General features: G+C 62.7%; 15 protein-coding genes and 1 pseudogene. 10 read left to right on the forward strand and 6 right to left on the reverse strand.

What is annotated here, in order from left to right; genetic code table 11:
- Positions 1-78: 78 nt before the first annotated feature.
- The 6 genes from P3T40_RS37485 to P3T40_RS37510 form a co-directional block, all read right to left on the reverse strand.
- Positions 79-693 (reverse strand): hypothetical protein, encoded by a 615-nt coding sequence (locus P3T40_RS37485; RefSeq protein WP_429272745.1) that lies wholly within the window; start codon positions 691-693, stop codon positions 79-81.
- A 102-nt stretch (positions 694-795) separates the two neighbouring features.
- Positions 796-1914 (reverse strand): integrase domain-containing protein, encoded by a 1119-nt coding sequence (locus P3T40_RS37490; RefSeq protein WP_429272746.1) that lies wholly within the window; start codon positions 1912-1914, stop codon positions 796-798.
- 824 nt (positions 1915-2738) lie between these two features.
- Positions 2739-3764, reverse strand: coding sequence for a UDP-glucose 4-epimerase GalE (gene galE, locus P3T40_RS37495; RefSeq protein ID WP_429272747.1), 1026 nt, complete (start codon positions 3762-3764; stop codon positions 2739-2741).
- A 12-nt stretch (positions 3765-3776) separates the two neighbouring features.
- Complete coding sequence (locus tag P3T40_RS37500; RefSeq protein ID WP_429272748.1) at positions 3777-4931, reverse strand: glycosyltransferase family 4 protein; 1155 nt, start codon at positions 4929-4931, stop codon at positions 3777-3779.
- A gap of 24 nt (positions 4932-4955) precedes the next feature.
- Complete coding sequence (locus tag P3T40_RS37505) at positions 4956-5804, reverse strand: glycosyltransferase (protein WP_429272749.1); 849 nt, start codon at positions 5802-5804, stop codon at positions 4956-4958.
- Positions 5801-7075 (reverse strand): oligosaccharide flippase family protein, encoded by a 1275-nt coding sequence (locus P3T40_RS37510; RefSeq protein ID WP_429272750.1) that lies wholly within the window; start codon positions 7073-7075, stop codon positions 5801-5803. The genes P3T40_RS37505 and P3T40_RS37510 overlap by 4 nt, the downstream gene beginning before the upstream one ends.
- A 253-nt stretch (positions 7076-7328) precedes the next feature.
- On the opposite strand from P3T40_RS37510, the gene P3T40_RS37515 reads away from it, so the two are divergent.
- The 10 genes and pseudogenes from P3T40_RS37515 to P3T40_RS37560 all read left to right on the forward strand — a co-directional run bounded on the left by P3T40_RS37515 (position 7329) and on the right by P3T40_RS37560 (position 19368).
- Positions 7329-8723: a phosphomannomutase/phosphoglucomutase gene (locus P3T40_RS37515; RefSeq protein WP_429272751.1), complete on the forward strand. Its 1395-nt coding sequence runs from the start codon at positions 7329-7331 to the stop codon at positions 8721-8723.
- A 428-nt stretch (positions 8724-9151) separates the two neighbouring features.
- On the forward strand, positions 9152-11389 hold the full coding sequence (locus tag P3T40_RS37520) for a TonB-dependent receptor (protein WP_429272752.1): 2238 nt from the start codon (positions 9152-9154) through the stop codon (positions 11387-11389).
- An 83-nt stretch (positions 11390-11472) separates the two neighbouring features.
- A complete protein-coding gene (locus P3T40_RS37525; protein ID WP_429272753.1) occupies positions 11473-12156 on the forward strand; it encodes a Fe2+-dependent dioxygenase in 684 nt (227 codons plus the stop codon).
- Positions 12153-12878, forward strand: coding sequence for a PepSY-associated TM helix domain-containing protein (locus P3T40_RS37530; RefSeq protein WP_429272754.1), 726 nt, complete (start codon positions 12153-12155; stop codon positions 12876-12878). Before P3T40_RS37525 ends, P3T40_RS37530 begins: the two co-directional genes overlap by 4 nt.
- A gap of 100 nt (positions 12879-12978) precedes the next feature.
- Positions 12979-13222 (forward strand): annotated as a pseudogene (locus P3T40_RS37535) (phosphomannomutase/phosphoglucomutase); the annotation flags it as partial.
- Between the two features lie 1479 nt (positions 13223-14701).
- Positions 14702-15760: an integrase domain-containing protein gene (locus tag P3T40_RS37540; protein WP_429272755.1), complete on the forward strand. Its 1059-nt coding sequence runs from the start codon at positions 14702-14704 to the stop codon at positions 15758-15760.
- A gap of 89 nt (positions 15761-15849) precedes the next feature.
- Positions 15850-16239, forward strand: a complete 390-nt coding sequence (locus tag P3T40_RS37545) for a hypothetical protein (RefSeq protein ID WP_429272756.1) — start codon at positions 15850-15852, stop codon at positions 16237-16239.
- A gap of 104 nt (positions 16240-16343) precedes the next feature.
- A complete protein-coding gene (locus P3T40_RS37550) occupies positions 16344-17201 on the forward strand; it encodes a hypothetical protein (protein WP_429272757.1) in 858 nt (285 codons plus the stop codon).
- Positions 17202-17386: 185 nt separating this feature from the next.
- On the forward strand, positions 17387-18388 hold the full coding sequence (gene waaC, locus P3T40_RS37555; protein WP_429272758.1) for a lipopolysaccharide heptosyltransferase I: 1002 nt from the start codon (positions 17387-17389) through the stop codon (positions 18386-18388).
- A gap of 95 nt (positions 18389-18483) precedes the next feature.
- Positions 18484-19368 carry a Kdo hydroxylase family protein gene (locus tag P3T40_RS37560; protein ID WP_429272759.1) on the forward strand — a complete coding sequence of 295 codons (885 nt, stop codon included), beginning with the start codon at positions 18484-18486 and terminating at the stop codon, positions 19366-19368.
- Positions 19369-19383: the final 15 nt, after the last annotated feature.

Here is a 19383-nt window from a genome sequence, read left to right on the forward strand (position 1 = left end):
GCGGGCGGAAAGAGGGCGGAAGGGCGCCCCTCGTAATCGCGCTTTCACGTTGCCACCGGGTGAGCCTTCCGCACGTTTTCAGACCTCGTTTCCTGAATCGGTATACGGTCCTGAAGCCGGCTCGGCGAGCCGGCGCTCATACGCGCGTTTGCCGTTGGGGGCATTCTGGACGCGCATTCTCCGGACAGCAGTAGTCAATACAGCGAGGACGCGCGGGTTATGCCCGGCATACACCAGGAGGGTGCCCAGCATGGTCAGCATCGTGAGGAGCGCATCGATATTCTTTTCGACAGATCGGGCGTGCACGACGAACCGGGTCAGCTCGTCGGGACCGATGTCTTCAAGCCGTGCGGGCAGCGTGCCGTGCTCTCCAGCGAACGTGCTGTATGCAACCCAGGTATCAAGCAGGAGTTCGCCCACGTGTGCATTGCAACCTGTGCTGTTGATGACAGTCTGTACCTCTACATGTATCTGCGGTTGCAGCGACGTGGCACCGGTGTCTGCGGCACCGGTGCCAGCAGATAGCGCTGCCTCGGAGCATGTGGGCGTCCCGGACATCACTGGTATCCCGGGCGTCGTCTGGATCGCGGTGATCGTGGAGGGCGTGACGGGCGTGGCGCCCGACGTCAGGCCTTGCACGAGCAATGGCGTGCTGGCCGGTTCGACGGAGACTCGTTTATCATACTGTTTCATAAAAATATCGGTATCCTATCTATGTGAATGGGTGATCGGGATGCAGATCCATCAGATCGTCTGTGTGCAGCTGGTGAGATCGTGAGCCATGCGTCAAACTTTTCAAAACACGGGCTGGCGCCGGCTTCCACCGGTACGCCTGCGGACAGTGGGTGCATCCGCCACAGGTAACGCGTTCGTTGGGAAATCCATCCGACCGATGGGAAATCCACTCAGGCGCGCGTGCTTCAGCTTTGCCTCGCGCCGTGCTGTTGCGCGAGGTACTTTCGTTGCCGGACTGCGGCGATGCGCCTCGCTTTTACCAAGCTTCATGCAGCCCTTGAAGCGCTCCGCGATCGGCTGACAGTAGTAGGCACAAGTCATGAACGTACGACTCGGACCATGACCCATCGCACCGCTCAGGCGAACCAGTGTCTCGTAGGGAGCTACGCCGCTATCCAGAAGCTGATGTGCCAGATCGAGCGCATAGGTGTACCGGAGGCTATGGAAAGATAGTTCTCCGACCATCCCTGATCGACGCAGCAGACTTTTAAGTCGGTTAAGCGCTGACTCCAACGTCCTGCCGCGCCCCGTAATGAGTTCATAGTTATGCGCGACGGCATACTGCAGGGCGGCTTCAATCGCCGCGAGGGTCTCGGCACGGTGGCTCTCCAGCACTTCTACTTCCCGGGGGCGCAGGTTCTTGGCCCCCCTCATCACGTGGAGTGTGGTTTTGCCGTTGAGCAGCGCATCGCGCCACATGCGCAGATCCCGGGCGCACATGAGGGCTTCCATCCTGCGCAGCCCCAGGAGGCGAGCGAGGGCAATCAGGTGCACAAGACCGCGGTCGATGCGGGCGGCACGCTCAAGCAGCGCCTTGATTTCTTCCTGCGACTGGGCGCGGCGGGCGCCCTTGCGAATGCGAAGAGGCAGGCCGAGCTGCTGGTTGCTGCAGCTCTTACTGATGTTGTTCCCCAGTGCCCGGCAAACGACGCGGATGGCCGAGAATTCGTTCGCCATGTGCTCAGGCGTCGCACCTGCAACAATACGATGGACCGCATACATCTTCACATGCCAGGGCCTGATGTCGGCCAAAGAACGCGTCAGAGCCTTCAATAGATCACGCAGGAAGCGCAGAAACGGCGTAACCAGATAACGCCGGTTTTTCTGATGTTTGACGCTACCACCCAAAATGGCATTCGCCTCGGAGATCTGGTGGATGGCGTCGGCAAGCATGGCCATAGGTATATCCTCCTCTCAAAGCAGCAAGCCAGGCGGTGGCAAATGTGCGTCGCGTGCTGGCGGAAAGCGCGAGCGCACCCCCCGGGGCGCGGACGTGCCGCGCCATATGACTGCGGCCTTTTAGCCGTGTTGAATCACGCTGGTCATGCAGGGGCGGAACGGCCAGCTGTGGTGCCTGGGAGGCGTTGCTGGTTCATGGGGAGGCGGGCTAGAAGACACACCAGGAAAAAAGTGTTGAGTTGGGAGATCCGATGTTTTGGATAGGGGTGGTCTGCTTGCTTGGAAGTCTGGCGCCCGGAAGTGGCTCTGCCTTACATGCGGCGGCTGGCGCCGATCGCATGTGCAAGGTAGAAGGCCGGCGCGCATGCAGCGCGCGTGGGCTGTTGATGTGCCATAAGAAACGGCACGATTGATCAAATGCGGGGAGAGCTGAAGGGACGCAGGCGCCAGACGTGGCGCGAAGCAGACCAGATCGATCCTCGAGTAGGGCGCGCTTACGGCAGCCCATGGACAACCACTCGAAATTGACAGGTAATGGCTTACCTGTCCTGTGGATCGACGCCCGGGCGCAGGGCCCAAGGCGAAACAGCAGTTGCTGTTGATACCCTGAAGATCAGGGGTGAGTCTTGCCGAGAACGGCGGGATAGCGAATGGATGATATCGCATAGATCCGCCGGCGCGCAAGCCGGCGAGAATTTATTTTCGGCGACCTCTCGAGGGCTGCACCCGAACGCGAAAGTGGTTGCGCCTGGGCTGGCAAAGGCTGACGCAGCCCGGGCCTGCCCAGGCAGTCAGCGCTGTTCAACTGGCCCGGTTCGAGACGTTTACACGTTGTATCCCCGCGGATTCTGCTCCTGCCAGCGCCAGTGGTCGGCACACATCCGCTCGATGCCAAACTCCGCCCGCCAACCGAGCAGCTTCGCCGCCGCCGCCGGATCGGCGTAGCACGAACCCACATCCCCCGGTCGCCGCGCCACGATCTCATACGGCACCAGCCGGGCTGACGCCTTTTCGAACGCGCCTACCACGTCGAGCACGCTATACCCCTGGCCCGTCCCCAGGTTCACCACAAAGCTCGCGTCGTGCTTCTTCAGCGCATCGAGTGCGGCGAGGTGACCACGCGCCAGATCCACCACATGGATGTAATCGCGTACGCCGGTGCCATCCGGCGTGTCGTAGTCGCCGCCGAATACTCGCAGTTTCTCGAGCTTGCCCACTGCCACCTGCGCGACATACGGCATCAGATTGTTCGGAACGCCGGCCGGATCTTCGCCAATCAGGCCGCTTTCATGCGCGCCCACCGGATTGAAATAGCGCAGCGTTGCAATGCGCCAGCTCGGGTCCGACACTTCGAGATCGCGCAGCACCTGCTCGGCGATCAGCTTCGACTGTCCATAAGGGTTCGTTGCGGACAGCGGAAACGACTCATCGATCGGTGAGCTCTTCGGCACGCCATACACGGTGGCCGACGAGCTGAACACAAACTGCTTCACATTGCGATCGCGCATCACGCTAAGCAGCGTGAGCAGGCTGCCGACGTTGTTGCTGTAGTACTCGATCGGCTTCGCCACCGATTCGCCCACTGCCTTCAACGCCGCAAAGTGAATCGCGCCCGTCACCGGATGTGCGTCGAAAATGCGCTGCAGCGCTGCTTCGTCGCGCGCGTCGGCTTCGTAGAACGTCACGGCGCGGCCGGCGATCTGTTCGACGCGCCGGAGCGATTCGCGATTGCTGTTCACGAGATTGTCGATTACGACGACGTCGTAGCCGCCGTTCAACAGTTCGACGCACGTATGCGAGCCAATGAAACCCGCGCCGCCCGTTACCAGAATCGTGCCCTTCGTGGCCATGCTGTTGCTCCGTTAAAGTGAAACGCCCGTTAAGTTGCGAACCAGGTCCTTATATTTTTCTACCACCACACGCTCGTCGAACTCGGCGGCAACTTTCTGCCGGCCGCGTTCGCCCATGGCGCGGCGTGCATCGCCGCTCATGTCGAGCATCTGTGCGAGCCGATCCGCAAGACTCTCCGCGTTGCGGACTTCGCACAGCAAACCATTGACGCCATCTGCGACCACTTCCCGGCAGCCGGGCACATCGGTCGCGACGATCGGCCGGCCCATCGCCGACGCTTCCATCAACGTGCGCGGCACGCCCTCACGATACGAGGGTAATACGACGCAATCGGCTGCGGCGATAAACGGCCGCACATCGTGCGCCTCGCCGAGGTATTCGATCACGCCTTCCTGCTCCCACGCGGCCACTTCTTCCCGCGTGATCGCACTGGGATTATCCACGCCCACCGGCCCGAGCAGACGAAAGCGCGCGTGGCGGTAGCGCGCGCGCAAGCGTCGTGCTGCCTCCACGTATTCGCCCACACCCTTGTCCCACAACAGCCGGCCGATCAGCACGAAGTCGAAATGCGCCTTGTCCGGCAGCGGCGTGAAGGCGAACTGCTCGAGATCCACCCCTTCGCCATGCAGCAGACGGGCCCGCTCGGGATGCACGAGCAGCTTCTGATCGACGAAGGCGGCCTGATCGTCGCGATTCAAAAACCAGACTTCGCGCGGGAATCGGAACGCAAAGCGGTACAGCTTTTTAGCCACCTGCGCCGCGCGGCTGTGCTGGATGAAGACGTAGCCGAGCCCCGTGGTGACCGCGACCGATTCGACGCCTGCCAGCTTAGCCGCAATCGAGCCGTAGATGTTCGGCTTGATCGTATAGTGAAACACAATGTGCGGCCGGATCGTCCGGTAGTGGCGGTAAAGCGCCCACAACGTGCGCAGGTCATCGCGCGGACTGGTGCCTTTCGATGCCACCGGCAGTTCGATGCAGCGGCAGCCCATCGCGCTCAGCAGATCGAAGGTGCGGTCGCGCGGCGCGAGCACCGTCACCTCGACGCCATGTGCCACCAGCTCGCGGATCAGTCCTTGCCGGTACGTGTAGATTGCCCACGCAGTATTGCAGACGAGTGTAATGCGCAGCGAAACTTTGGAAACGTTGTGACCGTTGGGCTTCATGGAGGTTTTACGGGGGCTTCAGTTTCAGTGACCGGCACGCGGCGCAAGCAGCCTGCGTTTGACGGCCCGCAACGTGCGATAGGGCATGACGAGATGCAGCAGGTTCTTCGCGAGCCCCAGCCAGTCGTACAGGTTGCCCGCGTTGAAGTAACGCAGTTGCAGCCGCAGCGTCGACATGACCTGACGGCGCCGTTTGGTCGCGCTAATGCCGCCTTCGTTCAGCTCGTAGTACAGGCCCAGTTCAGGCAGGTTCGCGCAGTCATAGCGTTCCATCAGACGCAGGAACAGATCCAGGTCTTCGGCCGAGCGGTAATCCGCGCGATAGTTGCCCACTTCGCGCACCGCGTCGATCCGTAGCGTCATGGAGGGGTGCGCGAGGCAACTGCGGTAAAAGCGCAGGCGGCGGATTGCGTCCGGTGCGGCGGGCGGCGTCAGCATGAACAGCGGCTGGCCATCGCGCGTGACCACCTGGGTCCACATGCCGAGGCCCGCCACCCGCGGGTTCGCTTCGAGATACGCACGTTGCCTCGCGAGCCGGTGCGGCACGGTCAGGTCGCCCGCGTCGATGCGTGCTGCATAGCGAAAGCCGCGTTCGGCGAGGGCGTCGATGCCGGTCTGCAGCGCTTTCTCGATGCCGCCGTTCTGCGGCATGCGCAAGACTTCGATCTTCAGGTTCGGCAGGGCAGGCGCAACGATCGGCGGCGTGCTGCCGTCGTCGACAATCAGCACATGGACAGGCGCGTCTTCGCTAAACGACGCGAGCGTACGGTCGACGTCGGCCTGGCCGTTATAAGCGGGTATCAGCACGGCGACGTCGTCGAGCGTGCCGGGCGAACCAGTAAAGGGATGCGCGGATGCGGATGAATTCGTCATGAGCGCAGCTTGAAACGGATGTAGTAGAGGTTGACCGAAGCAGCGGCCAGATAGCCCACCGCGAGTCCGACCAGCGCGCCATAGGCGCCGAGGCGTGGGATCGCCAGCAGATTGACGACGAACGCGACCGCTAGTGCCAGCAGCCACTTCGACAGCAACACGAACTTGGCCTGATATTTCAGCACGATCAAGTTGCCGATCGCCTCGATGCCGGCAGGCACGGAGAGCCACACGGCCCAGCGGAAAATTTCGATGGCGCCTTCGTAGGCTGGCCCGAACACGCGGCGGATGATGATCCCCGCCAGCAGATCGAGCACCACCGCGCCGCCGATCATCAAGGCCGCGGTCATTGCCGTCAGGCGCCACATGTTGCGGCGCAGGTGAGCGGCCTCCTGCACCCGGTAGACGAAGGCCGGTGCGATGGTTTGTGCGAGCATCAGCGCGAGTGTGATCCAGTTCTCGTTCAACTGCTGCGCGGCCGAATAGCGGCCGAGATCGGCAAACGAAATGGCCCGCTCCAGCATCAGCCGGTCGAGTTTCAGAAACAGGTACATGCAGATCAGGCCGAGCCAGAACACCGTGCCGGCCGTGGCGAAATGCTTGAAGAGCGACCGGTCGAGATGCCAGCCGAGCTTGCCGCCATGGCGCCCGATGTAATACACCAGCAGCACGGCACCGATCGCCGCCGACTCCAGTGCCCACAGCCAGCCGAAGCGCGACGGCGTGGTCGCAGCGCGCACCAGCAGATACACGAGCCCAGCCTTGACGACGGCGGTGCTCATGCTGGTAAGCAATTGCGGCTTGCTGTAGGTCATGCTCTGCAGCCACGAATTGATCACGCCCACGAACGGCTCGCGAAACAGCATGGTCACGGCCAGTCCGGCGAGCATTGCGCCCACCAGCGGATCGGTGAGGCCAGCGGCAATGCCGATCCAGGTGAGCAGCAACGCACCGGCCGAGACGGACAGGCGCAGCGCAAAGGCGCTGCCGAGTACGGTGCCCAGTTGTTCAGGCGGCCGCTTGACGATGGTCGGCACGAGAATTTCGGCGCCGCACACCCAGGTGATGGGCGAGAGCACCAGCAGCAGCGTATTGGCGTACTGCCATTTGCCGAAGGTATCCGGGCCGAAGTAGCGCGCCAGCATGCCGCTGATGACGATCGCCACAGCGATCTGCGTGACCCGTTCCAGCCCGAGCCAGACGATATTCGCAAAGGCCCGCGTCACGTCGGGATTGGCGAAGCGCGCGGATAACCGTTTAGGCGTCAGCATCCAGCGCCTGCCCGCATAGCCAGATGTGACACGGCTGTCGGTGCGATTGCCCACCTCGCCGTCTGCAGCGGCAACTTTGTGAGAGGAGGGCGTCTAAGCATTAGAATAGTCGTCTGTAAGGCGTGTCTGAAAAGCGCAATTATAAGTTGGAACCGGAGTGCCTCCGGCAAGGGCGCAGCGCGATGACCACTCATGACGCGGAACACCCCATCAGGTGCCGGTCAACTTTTCCAATGCACGCAAGTGAGCCAACATGATCTCCAAATCTATCTTCAAGGCGTATGACATTCGTGGCGTGATCGGCAAGACACTCGACGCCGATACCGCCCGTCTGATCGGCCGCGCGTTCGGCAGTGAAGTGCGTGCACAAGGCGGCGACGCCGTCGTGGTGGCCCGTGACGGTCGCCTGTCGGGCCCTGAACTGATTGCAGCGCTGTCCGATGGCCTGCGCTCGGCGGGCGTCGACGTGGTCAACGTCGGCATGGTGCCGACTCCGGTGGGCTACTTTGCCGCGAGCGTGCCGCTCAAGCTGGCAAGCGGCGAGCGCCGCGTTGACTCGTGCATCGTCGTGACGGGCAGCCACAATCCGCCGGACTATAACGGCTTCAAGATGGTGCTGCGCGGCGCCGCCATCTATGGCGAGCAGATCCTGGCGCTGCATCAGCGCATCGTCGACGATAACTTCGCAAGCGGCAGCGGCAGCTATACGGACTACGACATCGCAGATGTGTACCTCGATCGCATCGTCAGCGACATCAAGCTCGCGCGGCCGCTGAAGATCGTCGTGGATACCGGCAATGGTGTGGCCGGTGGTCTTGCGCCGAAGCTGTTCAGGAAGCTCGGCTGCGAACTCGTCGAACTCTTCACGGAGATCGACGGCAACTTCCCGAATCACCACCCGGACCCGGCTCACCCGGAGAATCTCCAGGACGTCATCAAGGCGCTGAAGGAAACCGACGCCGAAATCGGCTTCGCGTTCGACGGCGACGGCGACCGCCTCGGCGTCGTCACCAAGGATGGCCAGATCATCTATCCGGACCGTCAGTTGATGCTGTTCGCTGAAGAAGTGTTGTCGCGCAACAAGGGCGCGCAGATCATCTATGACGTCAAGTGCACGCGCAATCTGGCGAAGTGGGTGAAGGACAAGGGCGGCGAGCCGCTGATGTGGAAGACCGGTCACTCGCTGGTGAAGGCGAAGCTGCGCGAAACCGGTGCGCCGCTGGCGGGCGAAATGAGCGGCCACGTGTTCTTCAAGGACCGCTGGTACGGCTTCGACGACGGCCTGTACACGGGCGCGCGTCTGCTGGAAATTCTCGCCCGCGTGGCCGATCCGAGCGCGCTGCTGAATTCGCTGCCTAACTCGCATTCCACCCCCGAACTGCAGCTGAAGCTAGAAGAGGGCGAGAACTTCGAACTGATCGGGCGTCTGCAGAAGAGCGCGCAGTTCACCGGCGCCGATGATGTCGTGAAGATCGACGGCCTGCGCGTCGAGTATCCGGATGGCTTCGGTCTGGCCCGTTCGTCGAATACGACGCCGGTGGTCGTGATGCGTTTCGAGGCGGACAACGACGCTGCACTCACGCGTATTCAGGAAGACTTCCGCCGTGTGATCCTGGCCGAGAAGCCGGACGCCAAACTGCCGTTCTGACCGCTTGTCGCTGCGTGAGGCGCGTATCGCGCGCCTCGCCAGACCGAAGAACGCCGGCTCGATGCCGGCGTTTTTTATGGCGGTCGACGTCAAAGGACGCTTAACGTCCTGCGTTTAATCGCGTTCCCGGCGAGTGCTGGCCATCAGCGCGGACATTACATTTTCATTTCGCCGGGCGGCCGAACAATTACAAATTACTTTCAGTAATAATTCGAAACGATTTAAATAGGGCGCATGAATTCCTTACGATTGAAATGTTTCGAAATATATGAAATGATAGTGATTCTCATTAACAAATAACGCCAGCCCACCGTTTCCTTCCCGTCAACCGGAGGACCGGCTAGCCAGCCGCCGATTCCTTGATCACACAAAACGCTGCCGTCGGCGCATGCGTTTTCTGACAAGGACCTTCCACCGACGAGATTTCTATGTTTAATAAAACGCCGCTGGCAACAGCGCTGGCGCTAGCTTTGTCCGTTCCATTTGCTGCGCCGGCGTTCGCGCAGACCGCTCCGTCGACCCCCGCGCAAGATACCGCGCAGGCGACGCCTGCGGGCGGGTCGTCCAATGCATCTCCAGGCGCGTCTGCCAGTGCGGCGTCGACTAACGGCACTAACGGCACGCTGCCGACCATCGCCGTGTCAGGCCAGACGGATCAGGGGGATTTCCAGGCGGAGCGCTCGACGGTAGGCGCGAAAACACCGACCGCCCTACGCGACATTCCCCAAACGGTCACGGTCATCAACAAGGCCGTGCTGCAGTCGCAAGGCGCGACGTCGTTTCAGGACGCGTTGCGTAATGCGCCCGGCGTGACGATTGGCGCGGCCGAAGGCGGCCAGATCGGCAATAACGTCAACCTGCGCGGTTTCACGGCGCAGAACGACATCTATCTTGACGGCTTCCGCGACCGCAACCAGTACTACCGCGATACGTTCGACCTCGAAGAGATCGAGGTGCTGTATGGCCCGTCGTCGATGTTGTTTGGACGCGGCTCGACGGGCGGCGTCATCAACCAGGTCAGCAAGAAGGCTAACCTTCAGGAGTCGGGCGAAGTGTCGGCGACCGTCGGCACCAACGACCGCTACCGCACCACCGTCGACGTGAACCATCCGCTGACGGATACGTCCGCGATCCGGATCAATGCGTTCGGTCAGAGCCTGGGTTCGACGCGCGATGTCGAGAAGAACAAGGACTACGGTATCGCGCCTGAAGCGCGCTTCGGCATCGGCACGCCGACCGAGGTCACGCTCTCCGCGCTGATCCAGCACAACTACGACATGCCGGACTACGGCGTCCAGGCGCTGAACGGCCATCCGTCGCCGGTGCCGAAGAACACGTTCTACGGCCTGACGACCGACCGCACCATCCAGGATGTGCAGACGTTCAACGCGGGCATCAAGCACAAGTTCTCCGACGACTTCACGCTGCGCAACCAGACGCAAATCTCGCATTCGATGACCGATGCGCGCGAAACCGCGCCGCAAGCGGTGCTGACGGGGCCGCTTGCGACGAGTCCGGCGCTTTCGAACGGCAACTACACGACGCTGCCGCCGTCGGACCTGTTCATCAAGCTGCAGAGCCACGACCGCGTGATCCAGAATCACTCGATCTATAACGACACGACGCTCGAATACAAATTCAACACCGGCTTTATCAGGCACGACCTGATTGCCGGTGTCGAAGTGGGACACGACAGCTACACGAACCAGGCCTACACGCGTAACAACCTGCCGATCGTGTCGATGATCAACCCGGCCTATCTGTCCAACCCGCCAGGGGTGACGACCACGACAGGGAACTACGCGGACTCCGGGTCCAACGAAATTGCCGGCTACTTCAACGACACGGCCTCGCTTGGCGATCACTGGAAGTTGATTGGTGGCCTCCGCTGGGATCGCTTCCAGGCGCAGATCCACAACACAATCAGCGCACCGTCGTACGCCACTCAGACCAACTATTTCACCAGCGTGCGCGCCGGTGCGATCTACCAGCCGACCGACTGGCAATCGTATTACGTCTCCTACGGCACCTCGTTCGATCCTTCGCTCGAAGCGCTGACGGTGACCAACCTGACGCAGAATCTGGCGCCGGAATCCACCCGTTCGTATGAAGTGGGCGGCAAGTGGGACCTGCTCGGCGGCAACCTGTCGGTCACGTCCGCGTTCTTCCGCGAGGAAATGACCAACGCGCGAACCCAGGTCTCGCCGACCGAGTACGAGCTTGACGGGGATATCCGCGTCGACGGCTTTCAGGCGGGCGTGACCGGCCACATCACCGACAAGTGGCAGGTCTACGGCGGCTACACGTACATGGACGCCATCATCCTGCAGGCGGCCGATGGCACCCAGGGCCACGTCCCGGCCAACACGCCGCGCAACACGCTGACGTTCTGGACCACGTACTCGCTGACGCCTCACTGGGAAATCGGCGGCGGTCCGAGCTATATGTCGCCGCGCTACGCGTCGAACACGAACTACGTGGAGGTCGGCGGTTATACGCGCTGGGACATGACCGCGGCCTATCACGCGAAGAAGTTTGACGTGCGCCTCAACCTGCTGAACATGACCAACAAGACCTACTACGATGCGCTGATTCCGTCCGATGGCGGCCGTTCGGTGCCCGGCATTGGCCGCACGCTGCTGGCCACGGTCGACTACCGGTTCTGATCGAGGCTTGCGTGAACTTCCGGGGTCACCGTGTTGACGCAACCTGTTTGTACAATGCGGCGACTCCGCGAAAGGATTGACTGATGCTGCTGCAGATTCCGAATGTGCTCAACGAAGAGCAACTGCGCTTCGTACGGGAACGGCTCGATACGGCGGGCGATGCCTGGGTCGATGGCCGGGCCACCGCCGGCTATCAGGGCGCGCCAGTCAAACGCAACCAGCAGATCGAGCAGTTCTCGCCGCTCGCGCGCGAACTGGGCGATGTGATTCTCGCCGAACTCGAACGGCATCCGCTCTTTATCAGCGCGGTGTTGCCGAACCAGGTCTATCCGCCGCTGTTCAACCGCTACGAGGGTGGCATGCAGTTCGGCAGCCACGTGGACGGAGCGGTGCGCCTGTTGCCGAACGGCAGCAAGGTGCGCACGGACGTTTCGATGACGCTCTTCCTCTCGGCACCGGATGAATACGACGGCGGCGAACTGATCATCGAGGATACCTATGGCGTGCAGCAGGTGAAGCTGGCGGCCGGCGACATGATCGTCTATCCGGCCACCAGCCTGCATCAGGTTGCGCCCGTCACCCGCGGCGTGCGGCTCGCGAGCTTCTTCTGGGCGCAAAGCCTCGTGCGAAGCGATACGCAACGCGCGTTGCTGTTCGATATGGATACGGCCATTCAACGCCTCAACTCAACCCAGGCCGACGACGCGGCTCGCCGCAGTCTCGTTGGTTGCTATCACAACCTGTTGCGTCTTTGGAGTGAAACATGAGTACACCGGTTATCGACGATACCGGCGTTGGCTCGGGCCCCGCGCTCGACAAGGCTGCGCGGCCGCCAGGCCCGCAGGGTGCCGAAGCCGCCCGGCAGCCGAAAAGCTCGCGGCGTATCACCTTCATCAAGTGGCTGCGCAAGGTGCACGGCTGGATCGGCCTGTGGGGCGCGGCGCTCGGCCTGCTGTTCGGCACCACCGGCTTCCTGCTGAATCATCGCGGCGGCCCATTGCGCATCTCCACCGGGGAGCCGGCGGTTTCCACCGTGCAGGTGCCGCTGCCGCAACCCGCGCCCGAGACACCGCGCGAGCTGGCCAGGTGGCTCAAGCAGGAACTGAAGCTGCCGGGGAACCCTGGGCGCATACAGAACGAGCCGGCGCATCCGGTCGCGTGGGGTGAGCGCAGCCTGATCCAGCCGGAGCAGTGGCAGATCAGCTTTGCCTCACCAAAGGAGAACACCGCGGCTGAGTACTGGGTCGGCAACGACTTCGTCACCGTGAAGCGCACGGAAAACTCTTTGCTTGCGACCCTTACCAACCTGCACAAGGGCGTTGGCATGAGCGTTGGATGGGTACTGGTGATCGATACGCTTGCCGGTAGCATCATCCTGCTGTCGCTGACGGGCGTGATCCTGTGGACCGAATTGAATCGTCGCAGGACGGTGGGCGCGGTGCTCCTCATCGGCTCGATCATGGTGGCGCTCTGCGCTGCACTGATCTGAGTCGGGCGTTCGCCGGTTGATTCAGCGAGGACTGAAAGGAGGCGCGCCCACGCGCGCCAGGCTTGATGGTCGCGCGGCGCGGCGCGGTGTCTACTTGCCAGCGCCGCTGGCGGGCGAAATAAGCGGTCACGTGTTTTTCAGGGACCGCTGCTACGGCCTCGACGGCGGCCTGTACATGGGCGCGCGTCTGCAGAAGAGCGCGCAGTTCACCGCCGGCGATGACGTCGGGAAGATCGACGGGCCTGCGTGTCGGGGACCTGGACGGTTTCGGTCTGGCCCGTTCGTCGAACACCACACCGGTGTTTCTGGCTGAGAAACCGGACGCCAGCTTTCCATTCCAATAATGCAGCTGGAGGCAGGCGCGGACCGGCGACGCTGTCCATTTTCTTTTTCCACCGGTCATCTGCGCGCGCGGCTCGCACGTGTTGCCTTGCAGTCAATCGTGAGGCGGCCGGTGCGGCCCTTTCTGTTAGATCCGCAGCCCCTCGAGGGACGGACTTCTGTTGCGTCACTGCAACGCTTGGCGCATACCCCACGTCCCCATCTTGCGCATCTGGTGACGTTCGTTATATAAACTGGTCCGGCAGATACAGTTTTACCCGCCCATCTGGGCATGAGCGTGACACTCCAGGTCCTTGCGACCTGGCATTAACAGAGCAGCAGGCAGGCCGGTGATTGACGGACTTCGCCCTTACGCGAGGAACCCGCTCATTCGGGTATTGACACTTCCGGCAGATACAGTTTTACCCGCCCATCTGGGCATGAGCGTGACACTCCAGGTCCTTGCGACCTGGCATTAACAGAGCAGCAGGCAGCCCGGTGATTGACGGACTTCGCCTTTACGCGAGGAACCCGCTCATTCGGGTATTGACACTTCAAGGGCGCCAGTCCAAGGAGTGAATAACCGATGTGCTGACAGGCGCATCGATGATGCCATGGCTATCAAACCGCAAATCCATCTGGTTCCAGAAATGGTCCCGGCGCACACGCACGTGAGCGCCGCAGCCCTTGGGCGGTTCTTCGTCCGGATATTGCCCTCAGCAGGGTAAAGAAGTCAGGGCGGCCGCAATGCCTACCGGCGTTGTCTTGGGCCGCGCCCGCATCATCCATCAATCCGGCTGCGTGCAGCGAGCAAGAGCGGCAACGTTGCGCCGATCCTGTTCGGCGCTTCGCCGCACTATCACACGTGCTCCTCGCGCGCTCTTACAGTCGTCAAACGCGTCTACCCCCAGGCGCTCAATGAACCCATCCATGCACCCACGCGTCCAGCGTGCGCGTGCTAGTCGCGTGCCGTTTCCGGCATTCCCCGCGGCTCCCATGAACTGAACCCCAGGCGTCCAGATGTCCAGCCGGCAAGCCCGGTTCCTTTAGCTTAACCGATGCCTTTATCCCGCGCGCGACCTTCCGGCGTCGCGGGCCGCAACGAATTTCCAGATTCCCGTTCCCTTTTCTGTGGCGCCCTGGGGACCTGAATCTCTCGGTGTTCCCTCCCCGGGAGGGATGCCGATGCGCCATGCCTGGCGCAACTCCGGGGCGCCGCGTCAACCTGACGGGTGGGCAACCACCTGTCCTGTTCGACTAACGATGGGCTGCATGATGCCTTGCTGTGCTTTCTGCGCACCACCAGGTGCGATGTCTTATCTCCGTTCGCGAGCCGCTGGACTTCGGCGACGCGTGCCGGCCCACAGATGGGCCAATGGCGATTCGGCCCGACGCGCTCCCCGATGGGGGCGCGCACCAGGACCCTGGAGTGAAAAATCGCCGGGACCGACGCAATCAGGTCGGCGAATGCAGCCCGTTGTCTCACACAAGGGAAATTTGAAATGAGCAGGAAAGGCAAGCTGGTGCATCAGGCCTGTGAGGCACGACGCGGGCCGCAGGGTGCCTTTGAAAGCTGGAGAAACACGAGGGATGTCTGGGTCGAATTTGTCCGCTTCCTGGCCCAGCATGGGATGCTGACGCGCCGCATCCAGGACGTGACGGTCGCATCGGTCGAGCTTTATCTGCATCACTGTGAGGCCCGGGGCCTCGCGCCCTCCACGACGAGAAACCGTTCGACCGAACTGCGCGTCACCCTGTGGCGCTCGGGGCGCAATGTCGACCAGATCACCAACAAGTTGTTTGGTCTCACGAGGCGTTGCAGGGATGGCAAGAAACGGCCACCCACCCGCAAGGAGCTTGAGAAGGCATACAGGCTTGCGAGGGCCATGCACGAGGGCTTTTATCTGCTGCTCCGTCTGCAGGAACTTCTGGGACTGCGGCGCATCGAGGTGCTGCGCAGCGCGTGTGACCTGGACCGCTGGCTGCGCCTGCTGCTGGACGGCGCACACGCGCTGCCGCTTCGCAGCGGGGGCAAGGGGGGGCGGCGTCGGCGGTTCCGGATCCTGGAACACCGGCGCACCGAGACCGTCGCCATACTCCAGCAGGCCGTTGCCTACTGCCGCGCGCACGACGGGCGCCTCATCGAGGGGCGGCGGAAAAACCTGGAGAGTGCAAAACACAGCCTCGCTGCGAGGTACCGGGCGGTGGGTCTGAAGGGGGAGATTTCCGGACACAGCCTGCGGTACCTCTATGCCTGTGAGCTGGCAACCTCGGAGATCGAGCGGGGCGTGGACGAGTGTGAGGTGCTGCTCGGGGTCGCGGCAGTCCTGGGTCACGGTCCACTGACACGGGCACGGTTCACCCTGCGCACATACCTTCTGAGCGTGCTGCCACGCTTTGCACGGATTCTGAAGAACGGACAGTTGATTAGCATTCCAGAGGAACTGAAGAGGGACGAACGTTTCCGTGCGCCGCCGCGGATCAAGGAAAAGGGGGCACGGGCCTACTGGCGAACCCATATCCGCAACCAGCGGGCCGGCGAGGGCAAACGTGGCGTCTAACCTGGCGGGTGCGAGCACCACGGCGCGCACCCTTTTGTCTGTAACCGCGCCGCACGACAGGCGTGCGCGCACAACCGAGGAGAAGCAGCATGGATGAGACCGCGCTGGCGCAGGAAGCCGCCGCAACCTTTGACACGATCCAGGGAGGGGCCGCGGTACGCGTCGCGATCATGCCACTCTGGATGATTTTTCAGGGCTATCTGAAGGAGCAGTACGGGACGTTGCCGGCGCGTCTCGAACAGGTGCCCCAGGCGAGTTTCGCGCGCTTTGTCAGTGCCTGTGAGGACCGTGGCATGCCCGACAGCGAACTGCATCTGATGATCGCGGGTATGCGCATGATCCTTCTGCGTTCGGGCTGGAAGCCCGCGCGCCTCGCGGAACTCGTCGCGCCGCGGCGGCGGGTACGCATTGCCAACAGCCCGACAGGCAAATACCAGTTCATGCTGGTACCAAAAAGGCGAAAGCGCCCGCAAGCCTGACAGGGAACGCTTGATTCGCAATGTAGCACGACGCGCGGCCTGCGCATGGCGCAGGCCTGCCAGGATTTCACCCAAGAAGCGCAACACCAACCTGGAGAAACAGCATGACCCGCAAAACGGTTGTCTACCTTCGTACGTCGCACAAACCCGAGCAAGCCCTCGGCGCGCCGCTGGTCCAGTCGCAAATGGGCGGCGAGATCCTGCGTGTCGCACGGCAGGTGCATGCCGACTCCCCGCCAGGCACGCGGACCTATCGCGCCGACAGCATCGAAAGTGCCCACATCGCCGCGACGAGTGCGTCCCGCGCGGTGCTGGACGTCGCCAGGGAAAGCTGGCCTGCCTTCCTCCGGTTGCTGAAGGACTGTCCCGGAACGGCTGCAGACTACCAGATGTGTGTGCTGAGCACCACGCCGGACGACGACTCGCAGCGCACAACCTTCCAGATGGCAAATGCAATGGTGGACGCCGGGATGGACCCCACGCAGATCCGTTTCATCCGTGTTGCTGAACGGTATCAGGCAGGAGATGTGGCATACCCGCTTGTCGCGAAATTTTGTGACCAGCACGGGCTGGACCACGGGCACGCTGCTGCGATCCTGCGTGATACGGACGTGCTCCTGCAAGCGCAGCGCGATGGTGTGTCGCTTGGCGAGTTGCTGCACGGCAAAACCGATTTTCAGGCCAGGCTGGACGAAGTGCGGCATGCGGAGCCGGACGAAGGCCACTTTGGCGCGCTGATGCATAAAGTCCTGCGGCAGCGCAAATTCATCGCGATCCGGGAGAGGGTCGCCCAGGTGATCGATCCGCTCGACCTGCCGCGTATCACCTCGGCGCAGTGGATGGAGGAAGCGGACCGTTTTGCCGCAGCCGCACGGTGCCGGTTTCCGCACGTGTGCGCAGGCGGGGAGACCTTCGCTGACGTGAGCCCCACCGCACCGGAAGCCGCACAGGAAGCCGTGTAGTCAACACGGTCGGGCGGAATGCCGGCCCCGGCCAGCGGCACGGCCATGCGAGAGAGGCCGGATCGTTGCCCGTGCGGCGCGGTATCCACTTACCGCGCCGCGTTTTTTCATGGCTTTTGCACGCGACGCGCTAAAATTGCCGTCCTTTCAACGCATCTTATCGCCGGATTGCCGGCGATCCCCACTTGAGCGTGCAAAAGATACTGATCGTGAGGGTGTCGTCGCTGGGCGACGTCGTTCACAACATGCCGGTAATCGCGGACATTCGCCGCCGGCATCCCGATGCGCAGATCGACTGGCTCGTCGAAGAGAGCTTCGTCGGGCTGGTGCAGCTCGTGAGCGGCGTGCGCCGGGCGATTCCGGTGTCGCTGCGGCGCTGGCGCAAGCGGCTCTTCTCGCTTGAGAACTGGCGTGAGATCGGCGCGTTTCGCCGCGCGCTCGCCGCCGAGAAGTACGACCTCGTGATCGATTGCCAAGGGCTCATCAAGACCGCATGGGTCGCCAGCATGGCCCGCGGGCCGGTGGTGGGCCTCGGCAACCGCACCGACGGGGCGGGCTACGAATGGCCCGTGCGCTTCTTCTACGACAAGCGCGTGCCAATCGAGCCGCGCACTCACGTCGTGGAACGCACGCGTCAATTGGTCGCCGCCGCCTTGGACGACCCCAAGCCCCAACCCACTGACGACATCGATTTCGGCCTCGATACGGGGCGCGCTGCGCTGGCCTTGTCCGAGGCGAATCTGAACCTGCCGGTGCCGTACGTGGTGTTCGTTCACGCCACCTCGCGGGCCGACAAGCAATGGCCCGACGCCGCGTGGATCGAGCTGGGCCAGTCGCTGGTATTGCGCGGGGCATCGATCGTGCTGCCTTGGGGTAGCGACGCCGAGCGCGTGACCAGCGAGCGGCTCGCCAAGGAGTTTGGCGCCGCGGCGATCGTGCCGCCGCGGCTGTCGCTACCGGCGGTGGTGGGGCTGATCGAAGGCGCTGCGGCCACGGTCGGGGTTGATACAGGTCTAGTTCATATTGCGGCTGCGCTGAAGCGGCCCACGGTCGAGTTGTACAATTTCGCGACCGCGTGGCGCACCGGCGGCTACTGGTCGCCGAATGTCGTCAATCTCGGCACCGCCGGCCAACCGCCGACATTGCAGCAGGTGAAGGCCGCGCTGACCGGTTTTGGGTTGCTGTAACGTGACGGCGGGTATCCGACGACCGACGACCGGCTGCGGAAGACCGACCACTGGCGGCCACCAGAATTGCGCTCCATCCGCTTTCAAGGGCGACTATGAACGAAACCCAGATCATCGAAGTTGCAAGCGCTGACTGGCACGGACACAACCTGTCTGTGCCGCGCGAGACGCTGCTGGCCGGCGTCGAACGCGGCAAGGTGCTGTATTTTCCCAATCTCCGCTTTGCCATCGAAGGTGGCGAGCAGGCGCTGCTCGACCCGGCGCTGGCCGATCCGAACCGCAAGAACATCAGTCTCGAACCGAACGGTGGCGCGCTGCATGGCGTGGTGGGCGACGCCGTGACGCAATCGGCCGTGCGCGCGTTGATTGCGCGTTATCAGGCCAATGCCCGCGCGCTGGTGGATGGCCTCTTCCCCGAGTACGACGGCAAGCTGCGCGTCGCGCCGACGAGTCTGCGGCTGCATCAGGTCGAAACCCGTCAGACTTCGTGGCGCAAGGACGATAGCCGTCTGCACGTGGACGCCTTCCCGTCGCGCCCGAACTACGGCGAGCGCATCCTGCGCGTCTTCACCAATGTGAATCCGCAAGGCACGCCGCGCGTGTGGCGGGTGGGCGAGCCGTTCGAAGACATGGCTAAACGCTTTCTGCCGCGTATCAAGCCACAGATGCCCGGCTCGGCCTGGCTGCTGAACCTGCTGCACGTGACCAAATCGCCGCGCAGCGAATACGACCACCTGATGCTGAATCTGCACGACGGCATGAAGGCCGATCTCGAGTATCAGAAGTCGAGCCCGCAGGAGATCATGCCGTTTCCGCCGGGCTGCGTGTGGGTGTGTTTCTCCGACCAGACTTCGCATGCCGTCATGTCCGGCCAGTTCATGATGGAGCAGACCTTTTTCCTGCCGGTCAAGTCAATGGCGCAGCCCGAGTGCGCGCCGCTTGGCATCCTCGAACGCCTCAAGGGCAGGGCGCTGGTTTGAGCGCCGCCGGCTTTG

The sequence above is a fragment of the Paraburkholderia sp. EB58 genome (assembly GCF_050436665.1).
Lineage (GTDB): Bacteria > Pseudomonadota > Gammaproteobacteria > Burkholderiales > Burkholderiaceae > Paraburkholderia.